Raw genomic sequence first — 21,986 nt, forward strand, 5'->3', positions numbered from 1 at the left:
CCATGAGTGATGCATCTTACCGTGACGCTATCTTTTCGACACCCCTTGACCGAGTAGCGCGGTTTTCATTCGATGAAAAGGTGGTCGCGTGCTTTCCTGACATGATTCGTCGATCGGTGCCTGGCTACGGGCAAATTCTGGGCATGCTGAGTCTGATTGCCCAGCGCCATTTGCGCCATGGCGCCCACGTTTATGACTTAGGCTGCTCACTTGGCGCTTCAGGGCTTGCCCTGGCAGGCACGCTGGAACCAGACGCTTTTCGCTATACCGGGGTCGATCTTTCACCCGCCATGGTAAGCCAGGCACGCCAAACCTTCCTTGCAGAGTGCTCTGATCACGCCATGCAGGTGGAAGAGGCCGATATTCGCACGCTTGAGTATGCGCCATCTGGGTTGATCATTCTCAACTTTACGCTGCAGTTTCTTCCTGCGGCTGATCGCGATGCCCTGTTGGCTAAACTGTACGCAGCGCTTGAGCCCGGCGGCGTGCTAATTCTTTCAGAAAAAACCGTGGACGCAGACGAACGCGACAACGCCTGGCGCGTTGAACGCTACCACGACTTTAAACGTGCCAACGGTTACAGCGACTTAGAAATCAGCCAGAAGCGCACCGCGCTTGAGAACGTGCTGGTACCCGATACGCTGGATGCGCTTCACGGGCGTTTAGCAAACGCAGGATTTCCCCGCTCGGTAACGTGGTTTCAGTACCTGAACTTTGCCTCGCTGATCGCGTTTAAGGAGGGCTGAGGTGGATTTACCCGAGCATCATCGCGCCCTTTACCAAGCTTTTTTGGATCAAGCGGTCATAGACCCGTCGCTCACCGCCTGGCTCGCCAAACTGCCCGAGCAGCTTGCCCAGGGGCTTGACCGCAACCGCCACGGCGATCTTCCCGCCTGGGAGAAGGCCGTTGCCAAACTGCCCGCGCTGCCTCGCGAGCGTAACGTTGATCTCAACAGCGATACCGTCAGCGTTGAGCTCGCACTCAATGATAGCCAACAGCGCCAATGCTTTAATCTACTTAAAAAGCTCGCGCCATGGCGCAAAGGCCCTTTTCAGCTGGGCGGGATTCATATTGATACAGAGTGGCGTTCAGACTGGAAGTGGCAAAGAGTCTTACCGCATTTGGCGCCGCTAAAGTATCGCAAGGTGCTGGATGTCGGAGGGGGTAGCGGTTATCACGCGTGGCGGATGGCCGGTGCCGGCGCAGCGTTCGTACTCGTTATCGATCCATCGCCGCGTTTTTATTGGCAGTTTCAGGCGGTTCGCCACTTTGTAGGCGATGCCGACAGCGGGAGAACGCAGTTTTTACCCGTCGGCATAGAAGATGTGCCCGAGAACCTAGGCTTTTTCGACACGGTATTCTCTATGGGCGTGCTCTATCACCGCCCCGCCCCGCTTGAACATCTTCAGCAGCTTAAAGCAGCCTTGGCGCCTGGCGGCGAACTGGTGCTGGAAACACTGATCGTGGAAGGCGATGAGCAAACGGTGTTTGTTCCCGGCGAGCGATACGCCGCGATGCCCAACGTCTACTTTCTGCCTTCATCAAAAGCGCTGTGCCACTGGCTGGAGCGCTGCGGCTTTACCAATGTGCGGGTGGTCGATGAAGCCATCACAACACTGGATGAGCAGCGTTCAACCGAGTGGATGACTTACCAGTCGCTGGCGGATTTTCTTGACCCCAACGACCGCACCCGAACCATCGAAGGCTACCCCGCGCCTCGCAGAGCGGTGATTTTGGCTAATAAGCCTTTCTAGGCATGTCATTTTCAACAAGCCCTTTTTAATAAACTATTATCAAGAAAGCCGGCTAATCTCAGCGTCTTAAAATCACCAGCCAGCGGCCTAGATTCATGACGCTGGCGAGTGATGCCGCGACATAAGTAAAGGCACAGGCGGTAAGCACGTGCCGCGCGCTGGCCATGTCATAAGGCGGCACGTATTCCTTCAGCAGCGGCAGCGCGCGGTTAAAACTTGCGTCAAACTCCACTGGAAGCGTCACTAGATGCACCAGCGCGGCGGTACCGAAACTGATCACCGCCAATACAACCACGATTGCCAGCCCGCCAGGCAGCCGCGTTAATAGAAATAGAAAAGGCGCGGCCATCATTAAAATAGCGCCAAGTTTCTCAGCCTTTTGGGCGACCCCCACTAAACGGCTGCGCGCCAGCAGCGGTGAATAGCCTTGATGATGCTGAATAGCATGACCAACCTCATGGGCAGCCACTGTCACCGCCGTTAGCGATCGGCCATCATAATGATCAGGCGAAAGACGCACACAGCGCGCTTCTGGGTCGTAATGATCCCCATATTCAGTGCGTTCCACGTTAACGCCCTGAACGCCTAGTCGACGCAGCAAGTGTTCAGCAAGTTCAGCCCCCGTTCCAGGGTAGTCATCCCGGCCACGCGTATGTCGTTTGAGCACCCATTTAGCCCATACATTGGGGAGCACAAAAATAGCCAGCGCCAGCACGATTAACACAACGACCATGGCAATTCACCGCAAATGAAGGGGCAGACTCAGTGCCCCAAGCTGTTTAGGTAGGATCAGGATCGTTGCGATGTTCTTCAACATCGCGCTTCACCGCCGCTAAGCCATGGGCTGAGATATCGCCCTGAGCGTAGGCATGCTCAGCGATAAGCACGCTGTCGGCAGCTAGCACCAAATCACACTCGGTACCGGCCAGCTCATCACGCAGCCGCTGAATAGCTTTTTCACGCTCAGGGTCTTTATCAACTCGCCGGATGTAAATAGCCTTAATACGATGCGGGTAGGCTTTCACGATCTCGATATAAACCTCTGGATCGTGCTGCCCACTGTCGCCGATTAAAATACACGGCATATCATTGTAAAGGGTAAGCATTCGGTCGATCAGATCACGCTTATGGTCTTCTGCACGACGCGGCCAGGGGCGGTGCCAAGAGACCCCCCACTCGCGAAGAAACAGAATAGGACCGACGGGGATACGGTTAATCTGAAAAAAGATTTCAAGCATTTCGTAAATTGCCCAAGGTCCGCGGGAGACATACAAAATGGGCCTTTCGATGCGTTCACTAGCGCCACGATGAAGCGCTTGATAAAGCGCCGCTACGCCGGGAAATGCAGTACGGCGGTGAGGTTTTTTTACAAACAGGCGATAAAGCATTTTAAGCTTTTCCGCCACGCCGGTGAACATGACTGTGTCGTCGATATCACTGATCACTAGTAAGTCCGCTTCAGGCGGTGGTACGTAGACTTCAACGTGAGTACGTACCGGCGTCTCGCCCTGGCAATGGACCAGAATATCGGCACGATGCCACGATACATCAATAGGCAGGGTATGACTGATCGGCAGATGCATGTCGAAGTAGCCATCCCGATCGGTGCCGACACAGAGTTGATTTTCGCCAAGATGAATTTCAACCTGGGCATTGGCCAGGCCGCGACGAAAAATCCGGCGTGCAACGTCGGCAGTATCACGCAGCATTCCATGCCGAGGGATAGCGCGGCCTAAGGCAGCCTGACGAAAGACTCGCCCCATGACAAACACTTCATTCTGCGAGCCATAACCTCGATAGGGGTGAACCACCATGCCACCACGGCCACTGTCGCCCTTAATAGGCTTGGCAATAATGTGCACTACCCTTTTTACAAAGCTTGCCCACCGGCGCATTAAGCCCATCAAGCGTGTTGACCAGCGTAAACGGGGCCATTCAATGATTGATTCATCATGCATTCCTTTTCGTGATGATAGACGGCAGCCGTCCAATATCAGTTTGGCGTATATAGTAACAGCGTCAAGCACTCCTGCTAATCGCTTAACGCTGATGAATAACGATGCACAATTAATGCCCGTCGGGTGTGCAATTATGGGCTGTTCAGTACATCATGCTTAATTACACATAAGAATGATGCCTACGTTCCATGCCAACCAGCCACTATGCTAACCAGTGACAATGCCTTTAGCACTGCCCTCGCTCTCATTCTGAGTATGGACAGCGCGCTCATTTCCATCGTGATGCTGTCACTGCAGGTATCACTCATGGCGGTAGTGATCGCCGGCCTATTAGCGCTGCCCTTAGGTGCGGCTCTCGCCCTTTGGCGGTTCCCAGGGCGTAATGCCGTTATCATCGTTCTCAATGCATTAATGGGACTGCCACCCGTCGTAGCCGGGCTGTGCGTGTATCTACTGCTTTCACGCGCCGGCCCATTAGGCAGCTGGGGGCTGCTATTTACGCCCACCGCCATGGTCATCGCCCAGGTCATTTTAGTACTGCCCATCATCGCCGCACTGACCCGCCAGCAGATTGAAACGCTGCATAGCGAGTATGCCGAGCAGCTGCAATCATTAGGACTGACCCGCCCACGCATGATTCCAACGCTGCTGTGGGATGCGCGCTTTGGGCTTCTAACAGTCATTCTGGCGGGCTTTGGCCGCGCCAGCGCAGAGGTAGGCGCGGTCATGATTGTAGGTGGCAATATCGATGGCGTCACTCGCGTGATGACTACCAGCATTGTCTTAGAAACCAGCAAGGGCAATCTGCCCATGGCGCTCGGCTTAGGGATTATTTTACTCATCCTGGTGACGATGATTAACGCTATCGCGCACATGATCGGCGAAACGGCCAAAAAGAGGTTGGGATGAATGCAAGCCAACCGCCTCCGGTGGCGACGCTTGCATTTGACGGCGCTGCGTTCACGCATCGTGGCCATACGTTACTAAAGCCCACCACGCTTCGCCTATCGGGCTGCCAGCGTACGCTGATCATGGGCCCTAACGGTGCAGGAAAAAGCCTGCTAATGCGCCTAGCTCATGGCTTACTGCCCCCCACCAGCGGTGCTGTGGGTTGGCAAGGCACAGCCCCTGATCAGGCCATGGTATTTCAGCGCCCAGTGCTGCTGCGTCGCTCAGCGCTTGATAATCTCACCTATGTCCTCGCCATTAACAAAACGTTGCGGCCAGCGCTCAACCGCACAGCAGGTCACAGTATTTCTCGCAAAGCCCAGGCCATGCAGGCACTGGATACGTTTGGTTTAGCGCATTTAGCGCAGCGCCCTGCGCGGGTACTATCTGGCGGGGAGCAGCAACGACTAGCGCTAGCGCGGGCCTGGCTGCTGAATCCGCAGGTACTGTTTCTCGATGAGCCTACCTCCGCACTAGACCCCGCGGCCATCAAGGCCGTTGAAGATGCAGTGCTCGAGTTTCATCGCCGAGGCACACGCATCGTGATGTCCACCCATGACCTGCACCAAGCACGCCGCTTAGCCGATGACGTCGTGTTTCTGCATAATGGGCATTTGCTTGAACACACCCCCGCCAAGCAGTTTTTTTCCGCACCCGCCTCCCGCGAAGCAAGCGCGTTTATTCGCGGCGAGCTGGTCTGGTAACGCTGGCTTTGCTTCACATTAGCACTGATGAACCATAGCATTGATGAAATACAGCATGGATAAATCCTGGCAATGATGAGCAGCGCTCAAGGAGCACTACAATGAATAAGACTACCGCACTGATAACCGCTGGCGCTCTAAGCCTAACGTGGAGCGGCACGCTGCTAGCAGACGATGACTACATTACGCTGGCCTCGACGACCTCTACTGAAAACTCGGGCCTGTTTGGCGCCATTATTCCCGCGTTTACTGAAAAAACCGGAATTGACGTACGCGTCGTGGCCGTAGGCACCGGTCAAGCATTCGAAATAGGTCGTCGTGGCGATGCCGATAGCCTGTTGGTTCACGACACGGCAGGTGAAGAGCAGTTTGTGGCCGACGGTTACGCCACGGAACGCCTGAATGTGATGTACAACGATTTCGTGATTGTGGGCCCCAGTGATGACCCCGCCGGCATTAGTGACAGCGAAACGGTTGTCGATGCCATGCAGCAAATCGCTGAAAGCGAATCTCCTTTCGCCTCGCGCGGTGACGATAGCGGAACCAACCGCGCAGAGCTACGGTTGTGGGAAGACGCTGGAATAACACCGCAAGGTGAGTGGTATCGTGAGCTGGGCAGCGGCATGGGGCCCACGCTAAACACCGCCGCGGGAATGGATGCTTACACCTTCACCGATCGCGCTACCTGGGTTGCGTTTGAAAACCCGCAGGACTTAACGCTGCTGTTTGAAGGTGACGAGGCGCTGTTCAACCAATACGGTAGCCTGCTGCTTTCAGCAGAACGTCACCCGCACTTGAAGCATGATCTCGCCGCGCAGTGGCACGAATGGCTGGTCTCTAAAGAAGGTCAGCAAGCGATTGCCGATTTCGAAGTCGATGGGCAGCAACTGTTTTTCCCTAACGCTGAGTAGCCCTTTCCCGCCTAAACAAAACGGCACGCCCTCAGGGCGTGCCGTTTTGCTGTATGCCGCTTTTAAAAACTGCACTTTAGAGCTATTTATTAATAGCCCATGGCGGTTTATCGCGTTAACAGCTTACTAATATCGTTAGCTTCCCAATGGGGAAAATGCTTTCGAACCAGCGCATTGAGGTCGTGTTCAAAGGCCGCCCAGTCGGTTGCATTGGCCGCAACGCTAGGTTCACCGGCGGCTCCCCTAATCATTCCAGCACCGACAGTCACGTTGGTCAGCCGATCAATGATGATAAAGCTGCCGGTACCAGGGCTGGTGCGATAATCATCAACTGGAATAGCGGCGGTCAATTCAACATCACAACGAGCGATAGCATTGAGCCCGAGCGAGTCCGTGGCATGCTTTTCTAGCGTATTCACATCGATTTGATAATCAATGGTACTGACTTGGCCGGAAAGATCGCGCGTTGCTAGTTTGAAATCGTAAAGCTTGCCGGGGGTTAATGCCTCTTCCTGCATCCAGACAATATCGGCTTTAAAGGTATTTGAGAGCGGCAGCTCGCTTTCCGCGGCCACGATCCAGTCGCCGCGTGAAATATCGATCTCATCTTCCAAGGTAACGGTAATTGCCTGGCCTGGATAAGCCGTCGCGAGATCGCCATCAAAGGTCACGATTCTTGTCACCGTGGACACTTTACCCGAAGGCAGCACTTTAATAGCTTGCCCAGAGTGCAATACGCCCGCCGCTAAGGTGCCGCAGTAGCCGCGAAAATCAAGATTTGGACGGTTCACGTACTGGACTGGCAAGCGCAGATCACTGAGGTTCTGATCACGGCTGATTTCAACGCTTTCAAGTAGCTCAATCAGCGTTTTCCCTTGGTAGTCGGCGGTGAAGTACCAGGGCGTTTGCTCGCTGCGATTCACCACGTTATCGCCATTAAGCGCGGACATAGGCACAAAGCGAATGTCCGGCGCCTGAAGATTCGTGGCAAACGCGCGGTATTCAGCCACTATTTCGTTAAAACGCTGCTCCGAAAAACCCACCAAATCCATTTTATTGACCGCAATCACCAAGTGCTGGATACCCAGCAGGTCGGCAATAAAGCTATGGCGACGAGTTTGCGTCTGCACGCCGTAGCGGGCATCGATTAAAATAATCGCCAGACTCGCCGTTGAGGCACCGGTGGCCATGTTGCGCGTGTACTGCTCGTGCCCCGGCGTATCGGCGATAATAAACTTGCGTTTATCGGTGGAGAAAAAACGGTACGCCACATCGATCGTGATGCCCTGCTCGCGCTCTGACTGCAAGCCATCCACTAACAACGCCAAATCGACGGTATCACCGGTGGTGCCATTGATTTTAGAGGCTTGGGTAATGGCAGCCAGCTGATCTTCGAAGATCATTTTCGAATCGTGTAGCAAACGCCCAATCAGGGTAGATTTTCCGTCGTCGACACTGCCGCAGGTGATGAAACGCAGCAGGTCTTTGTTTTCGTGCTCGTGCAGATACTGCTCGATATTGTCAGCGATTAAATTCGATTGATGTGACATTGGCCCTACTCCTTTAGAAATAGCCTTTAGAAATAGCCTTCGCGCTTTTTCTTCTCCATCGAACCGACTTGATCGCGGTCAATAGCACGGCCACTTCGCTCGCTCGTTCGGGTCAGCAGCATCTCTTGAATTATTTCTGGAAGCGTCGCGGCTTCGGATTCCACGGCACCGGTCAGTGGATAGCAGCCAAGCGTTCTAAACCGCACGGACTTTTCTTCCGGCACTTCACCTGGCGCCAGCGGCAGGCGATCGTCGTCAACCATCACCTGCATACCGTCGCGCTCGACCACCGGGCGCTTGGCCGAGTAGTACAGCGGCACAATAGGGATCGACTCTAGGTAGATGTACTGCCAGATATCCAGCTCGGTCCAGTTGGAAAGCGGAAACACACGGATTGACTCGCCTTTATTGACCTTGGCGTTATACACATTCCACAGCTCAGGGCGCTGATTTTTAGGATCCCAGCGATGATATTTGTCGCGAAATGAGTAAACGCGCTCTTTGGCCCGCGACGCCTCTTCATCGCGGCGCGCGCCGCCAAAAGCGGCATCAAATCCATGCTTGTCTAGCGCCTGCTTGAGCGCCTGAGTTTTCATGATGTCGGTGTATTTGGCGCTGCCGTGATCGAACGGGTTGATATTGGCAGCCCGCCCCTCTTCATTGGTATGCACGATCAGCTCCATACCCGCTTCTGCCGCCATGCGGTTACGAAACTCGATCATCTCGCGAAATTTCCACGTGGTGTCCACGTGCATCAGCGGGAATGGCGGCGTACCGGGATAAAAAGCTTTGCGCGCTAGATGCAGCATGACCGAAGAGTCTTTGCCGATCGAGTACATCATGACCGGATTGGAAAACTCAGCCGCAACTTCGCGAATGATATGGATAGACTCAGCTTCTAATTGCTTAAGGTGGGTCAAGCGCGCGGCGTCAGGTGTAACAGAAACCTCGCGCAGCGGCGCTGAAGATACCGTCTTGGAAGACGGCATCTCTGAGGACAGTGTAGAAAATTGGGTCATGGCCCATACCTCGCAAGAACTAGCTCGTCGTACAAGCTATTAAATACAGTGTACGTTCTTAAAATGTACGTTCGAATGCAGGTAGGGTAACGCCGAGCCCATAATAACCCAAAAGAATTAATAACTATCTTTTTATATCTTTATCGCCTATCGAGATATTCATAGCCATAAATTAGCTATACCGCGACTCGCTCGACCCAGGTCTGCCACTCACTTCCGTCTAGGTCGATCACCCGATAGCCGGGCCGCGACGCTTCATCAATCGCAAAATGCTCAGCCCCCGGTAAAAACTGATCGGCCATTGCCGGGCAGCCGTATACGCCTATTTCATGGTGGCCCACTTCATGGCTACTTATTTCATGACGCCGAGCATAGGCTTGGTGTACATGGCCAAACAGGATGATCCTAACCTGAGGATACGCGCTCAACAGCTGCCAAAAAGCTTCTCTATCTTGCAGGCCAATGGCGTCCATCCACGCGGCGCCAACGTCCACCGGCGGGTGGTGCATCACAATCAGCGTCGGCCGATCATCTGCTTTTAGCTGCTCATCTAATGCCGCTAGCCGCTCGTTGCCCAGCTCCCCAAAAGGCTTGCCCTCCACGTGTGTATCAAGCAGCAGCAAACGCCACGAACCACACGCTAGGTCGTCAATCAGCGGGCGCTCGGCGGTCATTAACACCAGCTGATCATGATTGCCTGGCAGCCAATACCAGGGGCACGGCAGTGTGTCCATTGCCTGAACCGCTAAGGCATAAGAAGCGGCGGACTCGTCTTGGCTGATATCGCCACTGAATAGCACGATATCAGGCTGCTCATCCGTCACCGCACTGAGCACCTGCTGAAACTGCCGCCAGGGCACGCCCGCCCGAGAGCGCGCATTGATATCAGCGTAAAGATGGGCATCGGTAATTTGCACTAGGCGCATTAGGGAATCTCCGGCACGTCAATGCTGTGGCCGTGGGCAAGGCCATGGGCCAACCATTCACCTAAAAAGCGATTTAGCTGAAGCTTTTCATCCGGTTGATGCATGCGGGCATTGGGATACCGATAGCGGCCGTTAAAATGACGCTCGCGTTGAAAATCGGTCACTTCCGCCATGCGTACATCGTGATAAAGATGCACACGCATACGCGGGCTTTCCATGACGGTATCTAACGGCCCGCTTTGAAAAACATCCACCATCGTGGTGTAAGGCGCCTGCTCGTGAATATAAAGATGCAAGTCGCCAAAATGCTGCTTATCTCCCCGCAGGGCGATATCACGGCGCTGGCCGGCCTCCATATCGCCGACCAGCCGCACCAAACGTAAGTAGTTGGCGCTGCACTCCCCCTGGAGCGATTTTAAATCGGTGACATAGGCCGTTCTCGCCATGTTCACTCCTCATTTTTTTCGCTTTTGCATGTATTTTACGTTAAGTCGACGCCCGCTGTGACGCGGCGCGCAGTGACGCTCGTTGGCTATTTAACCAATGTAGCCCAATCAAACACATGGCGTTGTCGAGTCTTCCCAGGCCCAAGAGTTCCCAAGCATTAGCAAAAGGCACCACGTGGACACGAATATCTTCATGCTCTTCATCTAACCCATGAATGCCGCCTAATCCTTGGGTATCTACCAAACCACAAAATAGTGTCACTTGCTCGTTGCAGGCACCGGGGCTGGGGTAGTAAGTATGCAGTTTGGTTAGCTCCGTCACTTTACAGCCGGCCTCTTCCCACGCCTCTCGGCGGGCAACGTCTTCCAGCGACTCGCCTTTTTCCACTAAGCCAGCCACAAATTCTAACTTCCAGGGCGATAAAGCATCATCAATAGCGCCCGCACGAAACTGCTCGATTAACACCAATGAATCGCGCTCTGGGTCGTAGAGCAGCACCCCTACAGCATCAAAGCGGCTATGCACTTCTCTGCGCATAGGCTCGCTCCAACCGCCTTCAAATAGGCGGTGGCGAAGCTCTAGCCCATCGAGACGAAAAAACCCCTGGTGCAGCGTTTCACGCTTGAACAACTGAACATCGGCGCTATTTAACAGCGCAACGCTAAGCGTGGTGTTTTTAAAAGGAGCGGCTGGCTGCGCGGAGCCTGGAGAAGATACGTTCTTAGAGCGGGTCGCCATGAGGCACTCCCAGTGATGATAATGCCGCTATTATCAATGCTTGCCACTGGGAATGCCAATTCAGCCGGTAGGTTAAAGATCGCTTAGTATTGCCTGCGCATCACGACGCAAGGCTTCATCAGACGCCTGTCGGCTATCGCGGGCCGTGCCCTCCACCGCGCGCTGAGCATGCTCCCGCGCGGCCTGTTCATTGCCCTCTTCTTTTAGAAAAGCAGCGTAATAATAATTAACATCAATGCCGTCTGGGCGTATCTCTAAAGCACGTTGGAACATCCGCTCGGCGGTATCGCTATTACCAAAACCGATGGGGCGCCCCGGCGCACGGTCGTATAAAGCACCCAGGGTGACATAAGCCGAGCCATTGCTACCCTGGGGATCAATCTCAATTGCCCGTTCAAGCACATCACGAGCATCCCCCGCGGTGCCCAGCGCACCTAAACCGCCCCGTTCACGGGCATAAGACGCCAATATAATGCCCTGCCAGACCAGCACGTCGGCGTTATCGCGCTGTTGCTCCGCCAGCTGCCCCGCTTCTACTGCCAGCGCCTTCAGCGTGCTTTCCCGCTCATTCGCCGGCATGTCGGTAACGGTATGTTCCCAGCGATTCTTCAGCGAGAACAGCTCGTCTTCAAAGGCCGTGGCGGCAAGGGGTGACAGCGTAAGCGCGCTGCCAATGAGGATAGCCATTAATGAACGCTTTAAAGATAGACGTGAAAAAGACAGAGTTTGCATACATGCTCCTAAATTATTGTTGTCCCGTTGAGACCTAACAACGGCGGGCCTCTCCAACAATGTAACGAACGTTTGAATGATTCGCCAGTAGCATGTTGCTTGGTATGCTTCCCGCAATTAACGTAAGGTAGATAGCTCGATACATAATAGGGAACCGGTAATGAAAGGCCGCAACATGACCCGCTGGCGCGATCCAGCAAAAGATCCGCGTCAAGCCCCTAAGAGCAACCTGATTACCAGCGAGGGCGCTTCACGCTTACGCGCTATTTTAGATCACCTGTCACGCGTTAAACGCCCGGAAATTTCTGCCAAAGTCGGCGAAGCCGCAGCCCAGGGCGATCGCAGTGAAAACGCTGATTACACCTACAATAAGAAAGAGCTAAATCGCGTGATTGCGCGTATTAGTTACCTGACGACGCGTTTGGATGAGCTGCAAATTGTTGATCGTCTCCCCGCCGACACCAGCAAAGTGTTTTTTGGTGCCTACGTGAGCCTGGAAGATGAAAACGGTGAGCAGGTACATCTTAGAATTGTTGGCCACGATGAGATCGATACCAAAAAGCGCTGGATCAGTATCGATGCCCCCATGGCCAAAGCACTGCTAGGTAAACAGGTCGGTGAAGAAGCAAAAGTGCTTACGCCTAACGGCTATACGTTTTATACCATCACCGTCATCGATTACACCGCCTAAATAGCGACGCTGTAAGGCTCAATCCTGGAGCGAGTAGTCGACCGTCGTCACAACGCGCACCCGCTTGGTTTGCGGCGTGTAGCTATCTAGATCATCAATCGAAAAGTAGCCCTGGGTCGCTTGGCGTATCTGACCCACTTGGCTACCCGAATCTTCAGCAAACTGCTGTGCAGCGTTACGTGCATCTGCCGTTGCGGCCGCAATCATTTCTGGCTTAATGGCATCAAGGCCCGTAAACAGAAATTCCGTGCGGTATTCGTAGCTAGGTGAAAGCAGTACGCCTTCTCGCACTAACGAGGTCGCGTTAGGAATCGCTTCAATCACGCCCTCAACGTCGGGTGAGCGCAGCAGCAGCGTCGCTTCTGCGCGATAGCGTTCATCCGGGCGCTGAGCACCATACTGATTGCTGAATTGATCGGTAATTCTCGGCGGTGTCGAGCTCACATGCTCTGGGGCAAAGCCTTGAGCCTGAAGAAAATCTCGAATCGCCCCTTCGCCATTGCTTAGCTGCTGCTCTAGATCGCTTAAACTATTGGCGCTCACCGTGTAGTTAAACGGCCACAATACCAAGTCGGCCTCGACGTCTCGCTCGGCCAACCCCCGCACGGTGACGCTACGCGACGACTGCTGCCATACCTCAGCCGCACCTTTGATGTAGCTGCCGCTCCACACTAGCCCCAATGCGAGCAGTCCGCCTAGCAAAACGGCACTTCCCAACACTGCAGTATTTCGAACGTTTCCTGTCATAACGGCCACCTCGACTCACGTCTGTCAAATCGCCCAATGCTTGTGACACATTATAGACCCGAACGGCTGTCTCGTCGGTGACTGAATGTGGCAATTTCAAGGATAAAGGCGCAGAAGAATCTTCTGCGCCTTTATCTATTTAGACAAGCGGAGGGATATAAACAGAACGGTTAGAAAACTAACGCGGGCAGAGCAAGAGAGATCGCTGGCACAAAGGTTGTCAGCAGCAGTATGCCTACCATCACCATCCAGAATGGCATGACCGCACGTATAAAGTCCGCAACCTTGACGCCTGTGATGCTGCAGGTAGTGAACATGACCGTGCCCAAGGGCGGCGTTATGGTTCCAATCGTGGCATTAATGATAAAAATGATACCAAAGTGAACCGGATCGATGCCGAACTGAGCGGCCACAGGGGCTAATAACGGAGACAGCACAATCAATATCGCGTTGCCCTCCAGGAACATTCCCAGCACCAGCAGCAGCAAGTTGGCCAAAAGCAGGAAGACAATGGCACTACCCACCTCTGAAGACAACAGCATAGCGATTTCTTGAGGGATCTGCTCCCAGGTAAGAAAACGCGCAAAGCCCGAAGCGACAGCGATGATAAATAGCACATTGACCGATGCCAACAGTGACTCATTGGTGGCCAGCGCAATGCTCTTGACCGACATCTGCTTGTAAACAAAGACACCCACAATCAGCGCATAGAGCACCGCAATAGCGCCAGCTTCAGTTGGCGTGAAGACACCAATACGAATACCCCCGATCACAACCAGCGGCAGCATTAAAGCGATGATGCCAGCCCGTGTGACGCTAACCCATTCATGGCGCGTCACTTTGCTGCGCTCAGGCGGCTGGTAGTTATTCCGACGGCATAAATAAGATACCAAGACCATTAAACTGATGGCCATCAATACGCCGGGCACTACCCCCGCTAGAAATAACCTCCCAATCGATACGTTATTGACGTAGCCATAGACGATCAATGCAATACCGGGGGGGATAGTAGAAGTAATTAACGACGAAGCTGCCGTTACTGCACTGGAAAAAGGCTTGGGATAGCCTTTAGCGGTCATGCTAGGCACCAGCAGTTTTGAGTTCATCGCGGCATCGGCAATGTTAGAGCCAGATAGCCCACCCATAAAGGTACTTAGCAGGACGTTGGCCTGCGCCAACCCACCGTGCATACGCCGCGTAAGCAGCTCTGCTAATTTAAGCAGCCGGTCCGTAATGCCGGAATAGTTCATGAATACGCCGGCCATAATGAAAAACGGTATCGCTAATAACGATACGGATTCCAAGCCTCCTGCCAGACGTTGAATCAGCAACATCGTCGGCTGATCGGCCCCGACAATGAAGTACAGAAAAGTAGAAAAAAACAGCGCGAAGGCGACGGGTGTCCCTACAAGAAACAGCAAAAACAGTGCGCCAATAGCAATACTCACAGCCATTTGATTGAGCTCCTATGGTGTATGTCGCTGAATCAGCCGGACCACACAGTGATAAATCATCACCACCGCGCTGACAGGGATGGCTACGTGAATCCAGTAATAGGGAATTTGCAGCATCGGCGTGCTGCGAAACGCTGAGAAGCTAAGCAGCTGAGTTCCCCAATACAGCATGACCAAGGCACTGATCAAAATGATGCCAACGCTGAACACCTGCTCATTCCAATGCGCTAAGCGAGGTGGAAGCTTGTCGGTAACGAAGCTGATAAACACATGCTCACGGCGCCTTACCAGCGCACTGGCGCCTAAAAAGGTGGCCCAGACCAGCAGCAATTGGAGTATCTCTTCTGTCCATGCCAGCGGCGAACCAAATAGATAGCGCATAAATATGTTGCTAATAGCCACCAGGAAAAGAGCAAAAACAGCGGCGGTGGCGATAACCTCATCAAGGCGCATGACCCGATCCAGCCACGTAAAAATACGCTTCATACCAGCCTCCTCGATTAGGCTCCCCGGCACGCCGGGGAGCCATAAAATCACACGCTAATCAGCCGTTGATAATCTTGTAGACGTTGTCGTAAAGACCGTCGGTCCACTGCGGAAAAGCGGAGGGAATTTGCTCGGCTGCCCGCTCACGGAAAGGAGTGGTATCTATTTCGTGAATCTCCACGCCTTCGCTACGCAGCTTCTCAAGCGCCTGCTCACTATCTTCAGCGACAAGCTCAGCCAGGTATTCAGCCATTTGCTGGCCTGTATCGGTCAGAATTTGCTGCTGCTCTTCATCCAGCTGTTCCCAGAAGGCCTGGCCGGTAACGAAAGGCGCGACGGTGTGCATATGCGCCGTTAAGCTCAGGTGCTTGATCACTTCATAAAATTTTCCGCCGTAAAGCACGGCAGCCGGGTTTTCGACACCATCGACCATTCCCTGAGCCAAGGCGGGATAGACATCACCCAGCGACATAGGCGTCGGCGTTGCGCCCATGGCGCGAACCGCTTCGACATACATCTGCGAGTTCTGCACGCGCACGCCTACACCGTCGAGGTCTTCCGGCGTATTAACCGGCTCACGCGTGAGCAGATGGCGAACGCCATACACCGCGTTAGGGATGACAATGTGGTAACCGGACGACTGCAGCAGGGTCATTTGCTCAGCAAACCACTCGGAGTCAAAAACCTTGAGTTTAGAGTCGAAGTCTTCGCTTAAATACGGCGCATCTAAAACCGCAAGATCAGGCACCGAGTCAAGAAAATTACTGTAGGCGGTAATCGAAATAATGGCTGAGCCAAACCGCGCCTGCTCCATTACATCGGTTTCCGAGCCTAGCTGGCTGGCGGGGAACGCTTTCAGCTCCAGCTCACCGTTACTAGCCTCGTTCACCCATTCGGCCCACTGGTTGACAGCAACGTCCACCGGCTCGCCGGGCTGGTTGCCATAAGCCACGCGAATGACCGTGCTGGCATTCGCGGTGCTAACAATGCCAATACTGGTTGCGGTCGCAAGCGTAATAGCAAGAGTGAGTTTATTAAGGCGCATGTAGTACTCCACTTTTTTTGTTTAACTGCAGTAATAGTGACGGCCAAACACGTGGTAAGCCGCGGTTGCCAATGCTTATCGCTCAAGCGCCTTTTCAAGCCGAGGCGTTAGAATGTTGTGTTGTTTAGCCATGCTCACCACGGGTTTCAAACGACGTTCCAGCTTGTCGTGGTGATAGTTCGCGATATCTTCTAAGCGGTGATCCAGATATGGATTATCGAATCGCTCCAGCGTGCTCTGCCAGTAGCTTTGTAAGTCCATGTCGGGCAGCTCACGGGATAATGTGGGCAGCACCTCCTCTGCTATCACCTCATTAAGCGCCGTACGCAGCCGCGGCTCCTGCATGGCTTCTCTTACGTAGGTTATTGATTCACCCAAACCCAGATAGCGCCACTGATCTATCAGGTAACTGTGCGCCAGATTGAGAATATGCAGTTTGCGTAATTCATAAGGCTGCAGTGAGTTCACCACTTGCACGGCAGAATGTTCAAACGGCATGACTAGGCCTGGCGTTTGTTGCACGGCCCAAAGCGCGTAGGGTTCGGCAACGGCGCCGACGGGTTCAAGCGGCGCTGAAACGATACGATCCACCAGCGTATTGACCCAGCAGCACTGGGACACCAGCCATGCGTCAAAGTCGGTATCTTGATAGTCCAGTCGAGCCAAGGTAGCGACAAGCTCCTTTAGTACGTCACCGTTGCGGCTAATCAACTCGCAAGGAAGCATCGTCAGCCCTGGCCGCCCTGCCTGAAAACGCGCATAAAGCAGCTTGGTAAGTTTGCCTGGGAAACTTGAAGGCACGTCCGCCAAGCTGGAATCATTGGCGACCTGATAGCCGCTATCGCCCGTATTGGACACCACCCAGCGGGCCGTTTCGATAAAGTGGCGCGCTAATGACGCCCACTCTTGTGCAGCCACCATACAGCCGGCCACACTGACAACGGCATACTGCTCATCGACAGGTAAGCCGTCGCGCAAGCCTTTAACATGTAAAGGGTAGCTAGCCTGCTGCGCCAAGGCCGAGGCTTTGGCTTTGCCTTCCGGACGATCAGAGGTCTGCACTACCAGTACGGCCTCTTGGCTAACCCCTTGAGCTATGGCCTCGCCAGCAAAGGCGGCCACGTGGCCTAGCAGAAACCGGCTGGTGCCAAACTGAACGATGCTTGCTTGATGCAGCGAGAGACTCACAGCGAGACGCCCCGCTTCCAGGGAATAAAGTCCAACTGTGAAAGCCGCACTGCTTTGGTGACATAGCGCCCCGATGCGGTGTCGATACACATCGTCAGCAGCTCATCAGCCAGTGTCGCGATATCGGTTTCACCGCGAATAATAGGACCGGCATCAAAATCGATTACGTCGCTCATACGGCTAGCGAGCTCGCTGTTGCTGGCAATTTTCAGCACCGGCGCAACTGGGTTCCCGGTCGGCGTACCCAATCCGGTCGTAAACAGTACAAGGTTGGCGCCGGAGCCCACTAAGCCTGTCGTCGACTCCACGTCATTGCCTGGGGTGCACAGTAGATTAAGCCCCTTACGCGTCATGGGCTCGGTGTAATCAAGTACGTCAACCACCGGGCTATCGCCACCCTTTTTGGCAGCCCCGGCTGACTTCATCGCATCGGTGATCAAGCCATCACGCACGTTGCCCGGCGAAGGGTTCATAGAGAAATCTGCGCCGACCGCATGGGCATGACGCTGATAGGCCGCCATCAGCGAGCTAAACCGCTCGGCAACGTTTGGATCACTACAGCGCGCCAGCAGCTCATGCTCGACACCGCACAGCTCAGGAAACTCACTCAAAATACCGCTGCCACCCAGCGCCACTAAACGATCAACAACTGCGCCCACTAGCGGATTGGCAGAAAGCCCGGAAAAACCATCCGAACCGCCGCACTCAACGCCTAGCGTGAGCTCAGAAAGCGGTGCGGGCTGCCGGGTGACTTGATTGGCCTGCTTGAGGCCATCAAAAATAGCCGTTAACGCATCACGAATTAACACTTCTTCACTCTCAGAGCGCTGCTGTTCGAAATAGCTAACGGTCTTGTAGACCGCTGGGTCACGCTCTGCGATAGCATTTTGTAGCATGGTGATCTGCGCTTTCTGACAGCCCAGGCTCAGCACCGTTGCTCCCGCTACGTTGGGGTGACAAATATAGCCTGCCAGCAGCTGACAGAGCGCCTCGGCATCGCCGTCCGTACCACCACAGCCCAACTGATGAACCAGAAAACGCACGCCATCAACGTTAGGAAATAAACGCTCATTTGAAGACGTCGTAGACTCAGCCGCACTGTCGCCATGCAATAACTGGCGCGCCATGCGCTTGTAGTCTTGAAAAGGATCATCACCCAGCGCGTCAGCGACACACTGGCGAAGCACCTCAATATTACGGTTTTCACAAAACACCAACGGCACTACGAGCCACACATTGGCCGTTCCAACTCGGCCATCGGGGCGGTGGTAGCCGTCGAACGTGGTCTTCTCGAATGCGGTGACCGCCGGCGGCTGCCACGCGGTTTGCTGGCTATTCGCAGGCAAATCATCCGTTGAATGCACTAGGTTTTCGGTGGTAATAGCGCCGCCTGCGGCAATAGGCTGAGTCACTTTACCCACCGTGACGCCGTACATGACAACCAAATCACCAACCGCCATGTCACCCAGTACGAACTTGTGCTTATGGCGCACGGGGCCAGGGAGAGTAATCTGTGTGTCTTGATCTTCAACCACCGTGCCTGCAGGCAGGTCGGTGAGTGCCACTCGGACATTATCCAGCGCGTGGACCCGCAGGGTGAGATGGGGCGTTTGCGTCGCAATCAGGTCACTCATGAGTGCGCCTCGTCAGTATCGATGGTGATCATGGCTTTAATGACGTGATTGGCAGGATCACACCACTGCGGCATTTTGGCGGGCACATCCCTGAGCGGTGCACGATGCGTAATCATCGCATCGGCATTGATAGCGCCACTTTCCATGAGCGACACGACACAGGCAAAGTCCTCAGGCGTCGCATTGCGGCTGCCCATCAGCGTCAGTTCTTTCTTATGGAAATCAGGATCATTAAATGCAATGTCGGCTTTGACGATACTGACCAGCACATAGCGGCCGCCATGGCCGGCAAGATCGAAACCTGCCTCCATCGCACGAGGATTGCCGGTTGCATCGAAAACAACCTCTGCCAGCGCCCCGCCGTTCAATTGGCTGATGCGTTCAGCAACATCATCTTCCAAGGGATTCGCAACGGCATCGGCGCCCAGCACATCGCGGCAAAAAGCTAACCGTGAGGCATTAGTGTCTACCATCAGCGTACGTGCGCCACGGCTCTTAGCTACCTGCAGCACGCCCATTCCAATAGGACCGGCGCCAACGACGACGGCCAGCTCATCCGCCTGCAGCTGACTACGTCGTACCGCATGCGCGCCAATAGCCATACATTCCACTAGCGCTAGCTGATCAAGGCTCAACGTTTTTGAGACCACAAGGTGGCTGGTTGGAACGGCTAAGTACTCCGCCATACCACCGTCTCGATGCACACCAATGACCTGCATGTGCTGGCAGCAGTTGGTTTTTTCCTGCAGGCAAGCGCGACATTCACCACAATGTAGATAAGGAATCACGTAAACATTCTTACCGACCCAATGCTGCGATTGCTCGTCCCCGGTCTCGATCACTTCCCCCGCCAGTTCGTGGCCTAATACCCGTGGATATTCAAAATAGGGCTGGTTGCCACCGTAGGCGTGAATATCCGTACCGCAAATACCGATACGGCGAATACGAACAACCGCGTGGCCAGGGGTGCATGCTGGGCGGCTGGCCTGGCTTAGCTCGAGGTGATGCGGTTTTGAACAAACGAGAACTTGCATTAGTGCGCTCCTTTTCGCAAAGCACTGGCCACCAAGCGCAGACCATGAGCCATACAACCTGATAGGTACATTAACGTTATAAGTACTTGGACTTGATAAGTACTTGGACTTGATAGATACGTTAAATTAATAGGTACATTGATCCAGTGGTCAGACCTTTGGCGGCGCAATACCCCGCCATCTAGTGGTCTGACAATCTTATTGAGTGAAGCGCCAGCGGCAAATTAAGCCGCTGGCGCCGACGTTAGATCTAACTGACCATTTTCATCTTATGCTTGAACAACGCGCTGGAGCTGTTCACCCAGGCCATCGATGCCTAAGCGCATCTGCTGCCCGTCGCGAAGATAAATCGCTGGCTGCTGGCCCATGCCCACACCTGGGGGTGTTCCGGTAGAAATAACGTCACCGGGCTGGAGGCTCATGAACTGGCTCAAGTAGCTGATCAGAAAAGGCACCTGATACACCATCGTGCGGGTGTTGCCGTTCTGATAGCGGTGGCCATCGACCTCAAGCCACATATTAAGCTGATGAGGGTCAGCAACGTCATCGCGTGATACAAGCCAGGGGCCCAAGGGGCCAAACGTATCGCAGCCTTTACCTTTATCCCAGGTGCCGCTTCGCTCCAGCTGATACGCGCGCTCAGAGACATCGTTAACCACACAAAAACCCGCCACATGAGACATGGCATCGGCTTCATCAATGTAGCGGCCGCCCTTACCGACAATAACGCCAAGCTCTACTTCCCAATCGGTTTTCTGAGAGCCGCGGGGAATTTCCACGTTATCGTTGGGGCCACACACCGCGCTGGTCCATTTGTTAAAAATGACTGGCTCTGGCGGCACTTCAGCACCGGTTTCCGCAGCGTGATCAGAATAGTTAAGACCAATGCAAATAAACTTACCAATGCGGCCAACGCAGGGCCCTAGGCGAGTATCCGCCGCGACTTCTGGCAATGTCGAAAGATCCAGGTCGCGCAGTGCCTGTAGCCCTTCATCGCTGAGCACATCGCCGGCAATATCATCAACGATGGCGGAAAGGTCACGCACAGCGCCCTGGCTGTCGATAATGCCCGGCTTCTCTTGGCCCGGCTGTCCAAAACGTACGAGTTTCATATTGTTATGACTCCTATAATGATCAGTTGGCCCAGCCACCATCAATTAACTGAGTGGTGCCGGTAATGAACTGCGACTCATCGCAGGCCAAAAATGTCGCTAGCGCTGCCACTTCTTCAACGCGCCCTAGTCTGCCCATCGGCTGCCGCGCCTTGAACGCCTCAAGCACGTCGGCATCGCTGCGCCCTTCTTGGCGGGCCTGTTCAGCGATACGCTGCTTCAACGAGGGTGACTCAACGGTGCCAGGACAAATCGCATTACAGCGAATGCCTTGGGTCATAAAGTCGGCGGCTACCGACTTGGTTAGCCCAATCACCGCCGCCTTAGAGGTGCCATATGCGCAGCGATTGGGCACACCTTTAATGCTAGATGCCAGTGACGCCATGTTGATAACGCTGCCGCCACCGTTTTTTAGCATACCGGGCAGGAAAGCCTGCAGGGTATGAAACATCGAGGTGACGTTCAGGTCCATGGAGCGCTGCCACGAGGCTTCGTCGCACTCCAGAATGTTGCCACCGGGAACCATGCCTGCGCAGTTAAACAGTATGTCCAATGCTGGCAGCGAGCTAGCCAACTCATGGATCGCTTGGCTGTCCGTTACGTCCAGGCGATACGCTTCCACACCCGGCATATTTTCTAGGCTGCTAATATCGATATCTGTGGCGAATACGCGCGCGCCTTCGGCCACAAAGCGTTCAACGCTGGCACGCCCAATACCGTTCGCAGCGGCGGTGATCAGTGCAGTTTTATTCTTGAGTCTCATGCTATATCACACCTTTAATAGCGATGGCACGTCTCTGAAAATCATGGGAACATACATAAGGCCAAATCATCCAGATATCCAATGGCCTGACCAATGAACCGAGTATGAGCGAACTTCTTTCATCCTGGCAAGCCACAAAAAGAC

Annotated in this window: 23 protein-coding genes; 6 read left to right on the forward strand and 17 right to left on the reverse strand. The window is 54.2% G+C overall.

Going from position 1 to position 21,986, the window contains the following annotated elements:
- Positions 1-2 precede the first annotated feature (2 nt).
- Both cmoA and cmoB read left to right on the forward strand, forming a co-directional pair.
- On the forward strand, positions 3-746 hold the full coding sequence (cmoA, locus tag ACT3RP_RS00060) for a carboxy-S-adenosyl-L-methionine synthase CmoA (protein ID WP_444624764.1): 744 nt from the start codon (positions 3-5) through the stop codon (positions 744-746).
- A 1-nt stretch (position 747) separates the two neighbouring features.
- Entirely contained in the window at positions 748-1,755 is a 1,008-nt protein-coding gene (gene cmoB, locus ACT3RP_RS00065; RefSeq protein ID WP_483393000.1) for a tRNA 5-methoxyuridine(34)/uridine 5-oxyacetic acid(34) synthase CmoB, read from the forward strand.
- 58 nt (positions 1,756-1,813) lie between these two features.
- On the opposite strand, the gene ACT3RP_RS00070 is transcribed toward cmoB, so the two are convergent.
- Together ACT3RP_RS00070 and ACT3RP_RS00075 are read right to left on the reverse strand one after the other, a co-directional pair.
- Entirely contained in the window at positions 1,814-2,488 is a 675-nt protein-coding gene (locus tag ACT3RP_RS00070; RefSeq protein WP_483393001.1) for a zinc metallopeptidase, read from the reverse strand.
- A gap of 46 nt (positions 2,489-2,534) precedes the next feature.
- Positions 2,535-3,650 carry an App1 family protein phosphatidate phosphatase gene (locus ACT3RP_RS00075; protein WP_483393346.1) on the reverse strand — a complete coding sequence of 372 codons (1,116 nt, stop codon included), beginning with the start codon at positions 3,648-3,650 and terminating at the stop codon, positions 2,535-2,537.
- Between the two features lie 267 nt (positions 3,651-3,917).
- Between ACT3RP_RS00075 and ACT3RP_RS00080 the strand changes: the two genes are divergently transcribed.
- From ACT3RP_RS00080 to ACT3RP_RS00090, 3 genes are all read left to right on the forward strand, one after another.
- Complete coding sequence (locus ACT3RP_RS00080; RefSeq protein ID WP_483393002.1) at positions 3,918-4,622, forward strand: ABC transporter permease; 705 nt, start codon at positions 3,918-3,920, stop codon at positions 4,620-4,622.
- The gene (locus tag ACT3RP_RS00085) at positions 4,619-5,365 is read left to right on the forward strand and encodes an ATP-binding cassette domain-containing protein (protein ID WP_483393003.1); all 747 of its coding nucleotides are present in this window, start codon (positions 4,619-4,621) and stop codon (positions 5,363-5,365) included. Before ACT3RP_RS00080 ends, ACT3RP_RS00085 begins: the two co-directional genes overlap by 4 nt.
- A 101-nt stretch (positions 5,366-5,466) precedes the next feature.
- Positions 5,467-6,276, forward strand: a complete 810-nt coding sequence (locus tag ACT3RP_RS00090) for an ABC transporter substrate-binding protein (RefSeq protein WP_441686556.1) — start codon at positions 5,467-5,469, stop codon at positions 6,274-6,276.
- A 107-nt stretch (positions 6,277-6,383) separates the two neighbouring features.
- On the opposite strand, the gene cysN is transcribed toward ACT3RP_RS00090, so the two are convergent.
- The 6 genes from cysN to ACT3RP_RS00120 all read right to left on the reverse strand — a co-directional run bounded on the left by cysN (position 6,384) and on the right by ACT3RP_RS00120 (position 11,688).
- Positions 6,384-7,826 carry a sulfate adenylyltransferase subunit CysN gene (cysN, locus tag ACT3RP_RS00095; RefSeq protein WP_483393004.1) on the reverse strand — a complete coding sequence of 481 codons (1,443 nt, stop codon included), beginning with the start codon at positions 7,824-7,826 and terminating at the stop codon, positions 6,384-6,386.
- 26 nt (positions 7,827-7,852) lie between these two features.
- Positions 7,853-8,845 carry a sulfate adenylyltransferase subunit CysD gene (cysD, locus tag ACT3RP_RS00100; protein WP_412767929.1) on the reverse strand — a complete coding sequence of 331 codons (993 nt, stop codon included), beginning with the start codon at positions 8,843-8,845 and terminating at the stop codon, positions 7,853-7,855.
- Positions 8,846-9,021: 176 nt separating this feature from the next.
- Complete coding sequence (locus tag ACT3RP_RS00105; protein ID WP_444671717.1) at positions 9,022-9,771, reverse strand: phosphodiesterase; 750 nt, start codon at positions 9,769-9,771, stop codon at positions 9,022-9,024.
- On the reverse strand, positions 9,771-10,217 hold the full coding sequence (locus ACT3RP_RS00110; RefSeq protein WP_096280962.1) for a DUF1249 domain-containing protein: 447 nt from the start codon (positions 10,215-10,217) through the stop codon (positions 9,771-9,773). The genes ACT3RP_RS00105 and ACT3RP_RS00110 overlap by 1 nt, the downstream gene beginning before the upstream one ends.
- 40 nt (positions 10,218-10,257) lie before the next feature.
- A complete protein-coding gene (locus ACT3RP_RS00115) occupies positions 10,258-10,956 on the reverse strand; it encodes an NUDIX domain-containing protein (RefSeq protein WP_441686553.1) in 699 nt (232 codons plus the stop codon).
- Positions 10,957-11,028: 72 nt separating this feature from the next.
- On the reverse strand, positions 11,029-11,688 hold the full coding sequence (locus tag ACT3RP_RS00120; protein WP_444671716.1) for a TRAP transporter TatT component family protein: 660 nt from the start codon (positions 11,686-11,688) through the stop codon (positions 11,029-11,031).
- Between the two features lie 160 nt (positions 11,689-11,848).
- Here ACT3RP_RS00120 and greB point away from each other — a divergent pair, with 160 nt between their 5' ends.
- Positions 11,849-12,379 carry a transcription elongation factor GreB gene (greB, locus tag ACT3RP_RS00125; RefSeq protein ID WP_441686551.1) on the forward strand — a complete coding sequence of 177 codons (531 nt, stop codon included), beginning with the start codon at positions 11,849-11,851 and terminating at the stop codon, positions 12,377-12,379.
- Positions 12,380-12,397: 18 nt separating this feature from the next.
- Here greB and ACT3RP_RS00130 read toward each other — a convergent pair whose 3' ends face one another.
- From ACT3RP_RS00130 to ACT3RP_RS00170, 9 genes are all read right to left on the reverse strand, one after another.
- Positions 12,398-13,126, reverse strand: coding sequence for an SIMPL domain-containing protein (locus ACT3RP_RS00130; protein WP_441686550.1), 729 nt, complete (start codon positions 13,124-13,126; stop codon positions 12,398-12,400).
- A gap of 170 nt (positions 13,127-13,296) precedes the next feature.
- Positions 13,297-14,580 carry a TRAP transporter large permease gene (locus ACT3RP_RS00135; RefSeq protein WP_096280972.1) on the reverse strand — a complete coding sequence of 428 codons (1,284 nt, stop codon included), beginning with the start codon at positions 14,578-14,580 and terminating at the stop codon, positions 13,297-13,299.
- A 12-nt stretch (positions 14,581-14,592) separates the two neighbouring features.
- Positions 14,593-15,066, reverse strand: a complete 474-nt coding sequence (locus ACT3RP_RS00140) for a TRAP transporter small permease (protein ID WP_096280974.1) — start codon at positions 15,064-15,066, stop codon at positions 14,593-14,595.
- 58 nt (positions 15,067-15,124) lie between these two features.
- Entirely contained in the window at positions 15,125-16,111 is a 987-nt protein-coding gene (locus ACT3RP_RS00145) for a C4-dicarboxylate TRAP transporter substrate-binding protein (RefSeq protein ID WP_444671715.1), read from the reverse strand.
- Between the two features lie 75 nt (positions 16,112-16,186).
- Positions 16,187-17,299 (reverse strand): mannitol dehydrogenase family protein, encoded by a 1,113-nt coding sequence (locus ACT3RP_RS00150; RefSeq protein ID WP_441686549.1) that lies wholly within the window; start codon positions 17,297-17,299, stop codon positions 16,187-16,189.
- A complete protein-coding gene (locus ACT3RP_RS00155; RefSeq protein WP_444671714.1) occupies positions 17,296-18,933 on the reverse strand; it encodes a UxaA family hydrolase in 1,638 nt (545 codons plus the stop codon). The genes ACT3RP_RS00150 and ACT3RP_RS00155 overlap by 4 nt, the downstream gene beginning before the upstream one ends.
- Positions 18,930-19,967 (reverse strand): zinc-binding alcohol dehydrogenase family protein, encoded by a 1,038-nt coding sequence (locus ACT3RP_RS00160; RefSeq protein ID WP_444671713.1) that lies wholly within the window; start codon positions 19,965-19,967, stop codon positions 18,930-18,932. The genes ACT3RP_RS00155 and ACT3RP_RS00160 overlap by 4 nt, the downstream gene beginning before the upstream one ends.
- Before the next feature lie 269 nt (positions 19,968-20,236).
- Entirely contained in the window at positions 20,237-21,079 is an 843-nt protein-coding gene (locus tag ACT3RP_RS00165) for a fumarylacetoacetate hydrolase family protein (RefSeq protein WP_193062437.1), read from the reverse strand.
- Positions 21,080-21,101: 22 nt separating this feature from the next.
- On the reverse strand, positions 21,102-21,842 hold the full coding sequence (locus ACT3RP_RS00170; RefSeq protein WP_193062435.1) for an SDR family oxidoreductase: 741 nt from the start codon (positions 21,840-21,842) through the stop codon (positions 21,102-21,104).
- Positions 21,843-21,986: the final 144 nt, after the last annotated feature.

This window comes from Halomonas sp. AOP5-B2-8 (assembly GCF_052376475.1).
Classification (GTDB): domain Bacteria; phylum Pseudomonadota; class Gammaproteobacteria; order Pseudomonadales; family Halomonadaceae; genus Vreelandella; species Vreelandella casei.

Excerpts from the sequence above, each read along its gene's own strand:
- ACT3RP_RS00170 (WP_193062435.1), bottom strand. The coding sequence starts at position 21,842 with ATGAGACTCAAGAATAAAACTGCACTGATCACCGCCGCTGCGAACGGT.
- ACT3RP_RS00110 (WP_096280962.1), bottom strand. The coding sequence starts at position 10,217 with ATGGCGAGAACGGCCTATGTCACCGATTTAAAATCGCTCCAGGGGGAG.
- cysN (WP_483393004.1), bottom strand. The coding sequence starts at position 7,826 with ATGTCACATCAATCGAATTTAATCGCTGACAATATCGAGCAGTATCTG.
- ACT3RP_RS00120 (WP_444671716.1), bottom strand. The coding sequence starts at position 11,688 with ATGCAAACTCTGTCTTTTTCACGTCTATCTTTAAAGCGTTCATTAATG.
- ACT3RP_RS00090 (WP_441686556.1), top strand. The coding sequence starts at position 5,467 with ATGAATAAGACTACCGCACTGATAACCGCTGGCGCTCTAAGCCTAACG.
- ACT3RP_RS00165 (WP_193062437.1), bottom strand. The coding sequence starts at position 21,079 with ATGAAACTCGTACGTTTTGGACAGCCGGGCCAAGAGAAGCCGGGCATT.
- ACT3RP_RS00070 (WP_483393001.1), bottom strand. The coding sequence starts at position 2,488 with ATGGTCGTTGTGTTAATCGTGCTGGCGCTGGCTATTTTTGTGCTCCCC.
- ACT3RP_RS00085 (WP_483393003.1), top strand. The coding sequence starts at position 4,619 with ATGAATGCAAGCCAACCGCCTCCGGTGGCGACGCTTGCATTTGACGGC.
- ACT3RP_RS00135 (WP_096280972.1), bottom strand. The coding sequence starts at position 14,580 with ATGGCTGTGAGTATTGCTATTGGCGCACTGTTTTTGCTGTTTCTTGTA.
- ACT3RP_RS00140 (WP_096280974.1), bottom strand. The coding sequence starts at position 15,066 with ATGAAGCGTATTTTTACGTGGCTGGATCGGGTCATGCGCCTTGATGAG.
- ACT3RP_RS00160 (WP_444671713.1), bottom strand. The coding sequence starts at position 19,967 with ATGCAAGTTCTCGTTTGTTCAAAACCGCATCACCTCGAGCTAAGCCAG.
- greB (WP_441686551.1), top strand. The coding sequence starts at position 11,849 with ATGAAAGGCCGCAACATGACCCGCTGGCGCGATCCAGCAAAAGATCCG.
- cysD (WP_412767929.1), bottom strand. The coding sequence starts at position 8,845 with ATGACCCAATTTTCTACACTGTCCTCAGAGATGCCGTCTTCCAAGACG.
- ACT3RP_RS00075 (WP_483393346.1), bottom strand. The coding sequence starts at position 3,650 with ATGCGCCGGTGGGCAAGCTTTGTAAAAAGGGTAGTGCACATTATTGCC.
- ACT3RP_RS00080 (WP_483393002.1), top strand. The coding sequence starts at position 3,918 with ATGCTAACCAGTGACAATGCCTTTAGCACTGCCCTCGCTCTCATTCTG.
- ACT3RP_RS00105 (WP_444671717.1), bottom strand. The coding sequence starts at position 9,771 with ATGCGCCTAGTGCAAATTACCGATGCCCATCTTTACGCTGATATCAAT.
- cmoA (WP_444624764.1), top strand. The coding sequence starts at position 3 with ATGAGTGATGCATCTTACCGTGACGCTATCTTTTCGACACCCCTTGAC.
- ACT3RP_RS00115 (WP_441686553.1), bottom strand. The coding sequence starts at position 10,956 with ATGGCGACCCGCTCTAAGAACGTATCTTCTCCAGGCTCCGCGCAGCCA.
- ACT3RP_RS00130 (WP_441686550.1), bottom strand. The coding sequence starts at position 13,126 with ATGACAGGAAACGTTCGAAATACTGCAGTGTTGGGAAGTGCCGTTTTG.
- ACT3RP_RS00145 (WP_444671715.1), bottom strand. The coding sequence starts at position 16,111 with ATGCGCCTTAATAAACTCACTCTTGCTATTACGCTTGCGACCGCAACC.
- ACT3RP_RS00155 (WP_444671714.1), bottom strand. The coding sequence starts at position 18,933 with ATGAGTGACCTGATTGCGACGCAAACGCCCCATCTCACCCTGCGGGTC.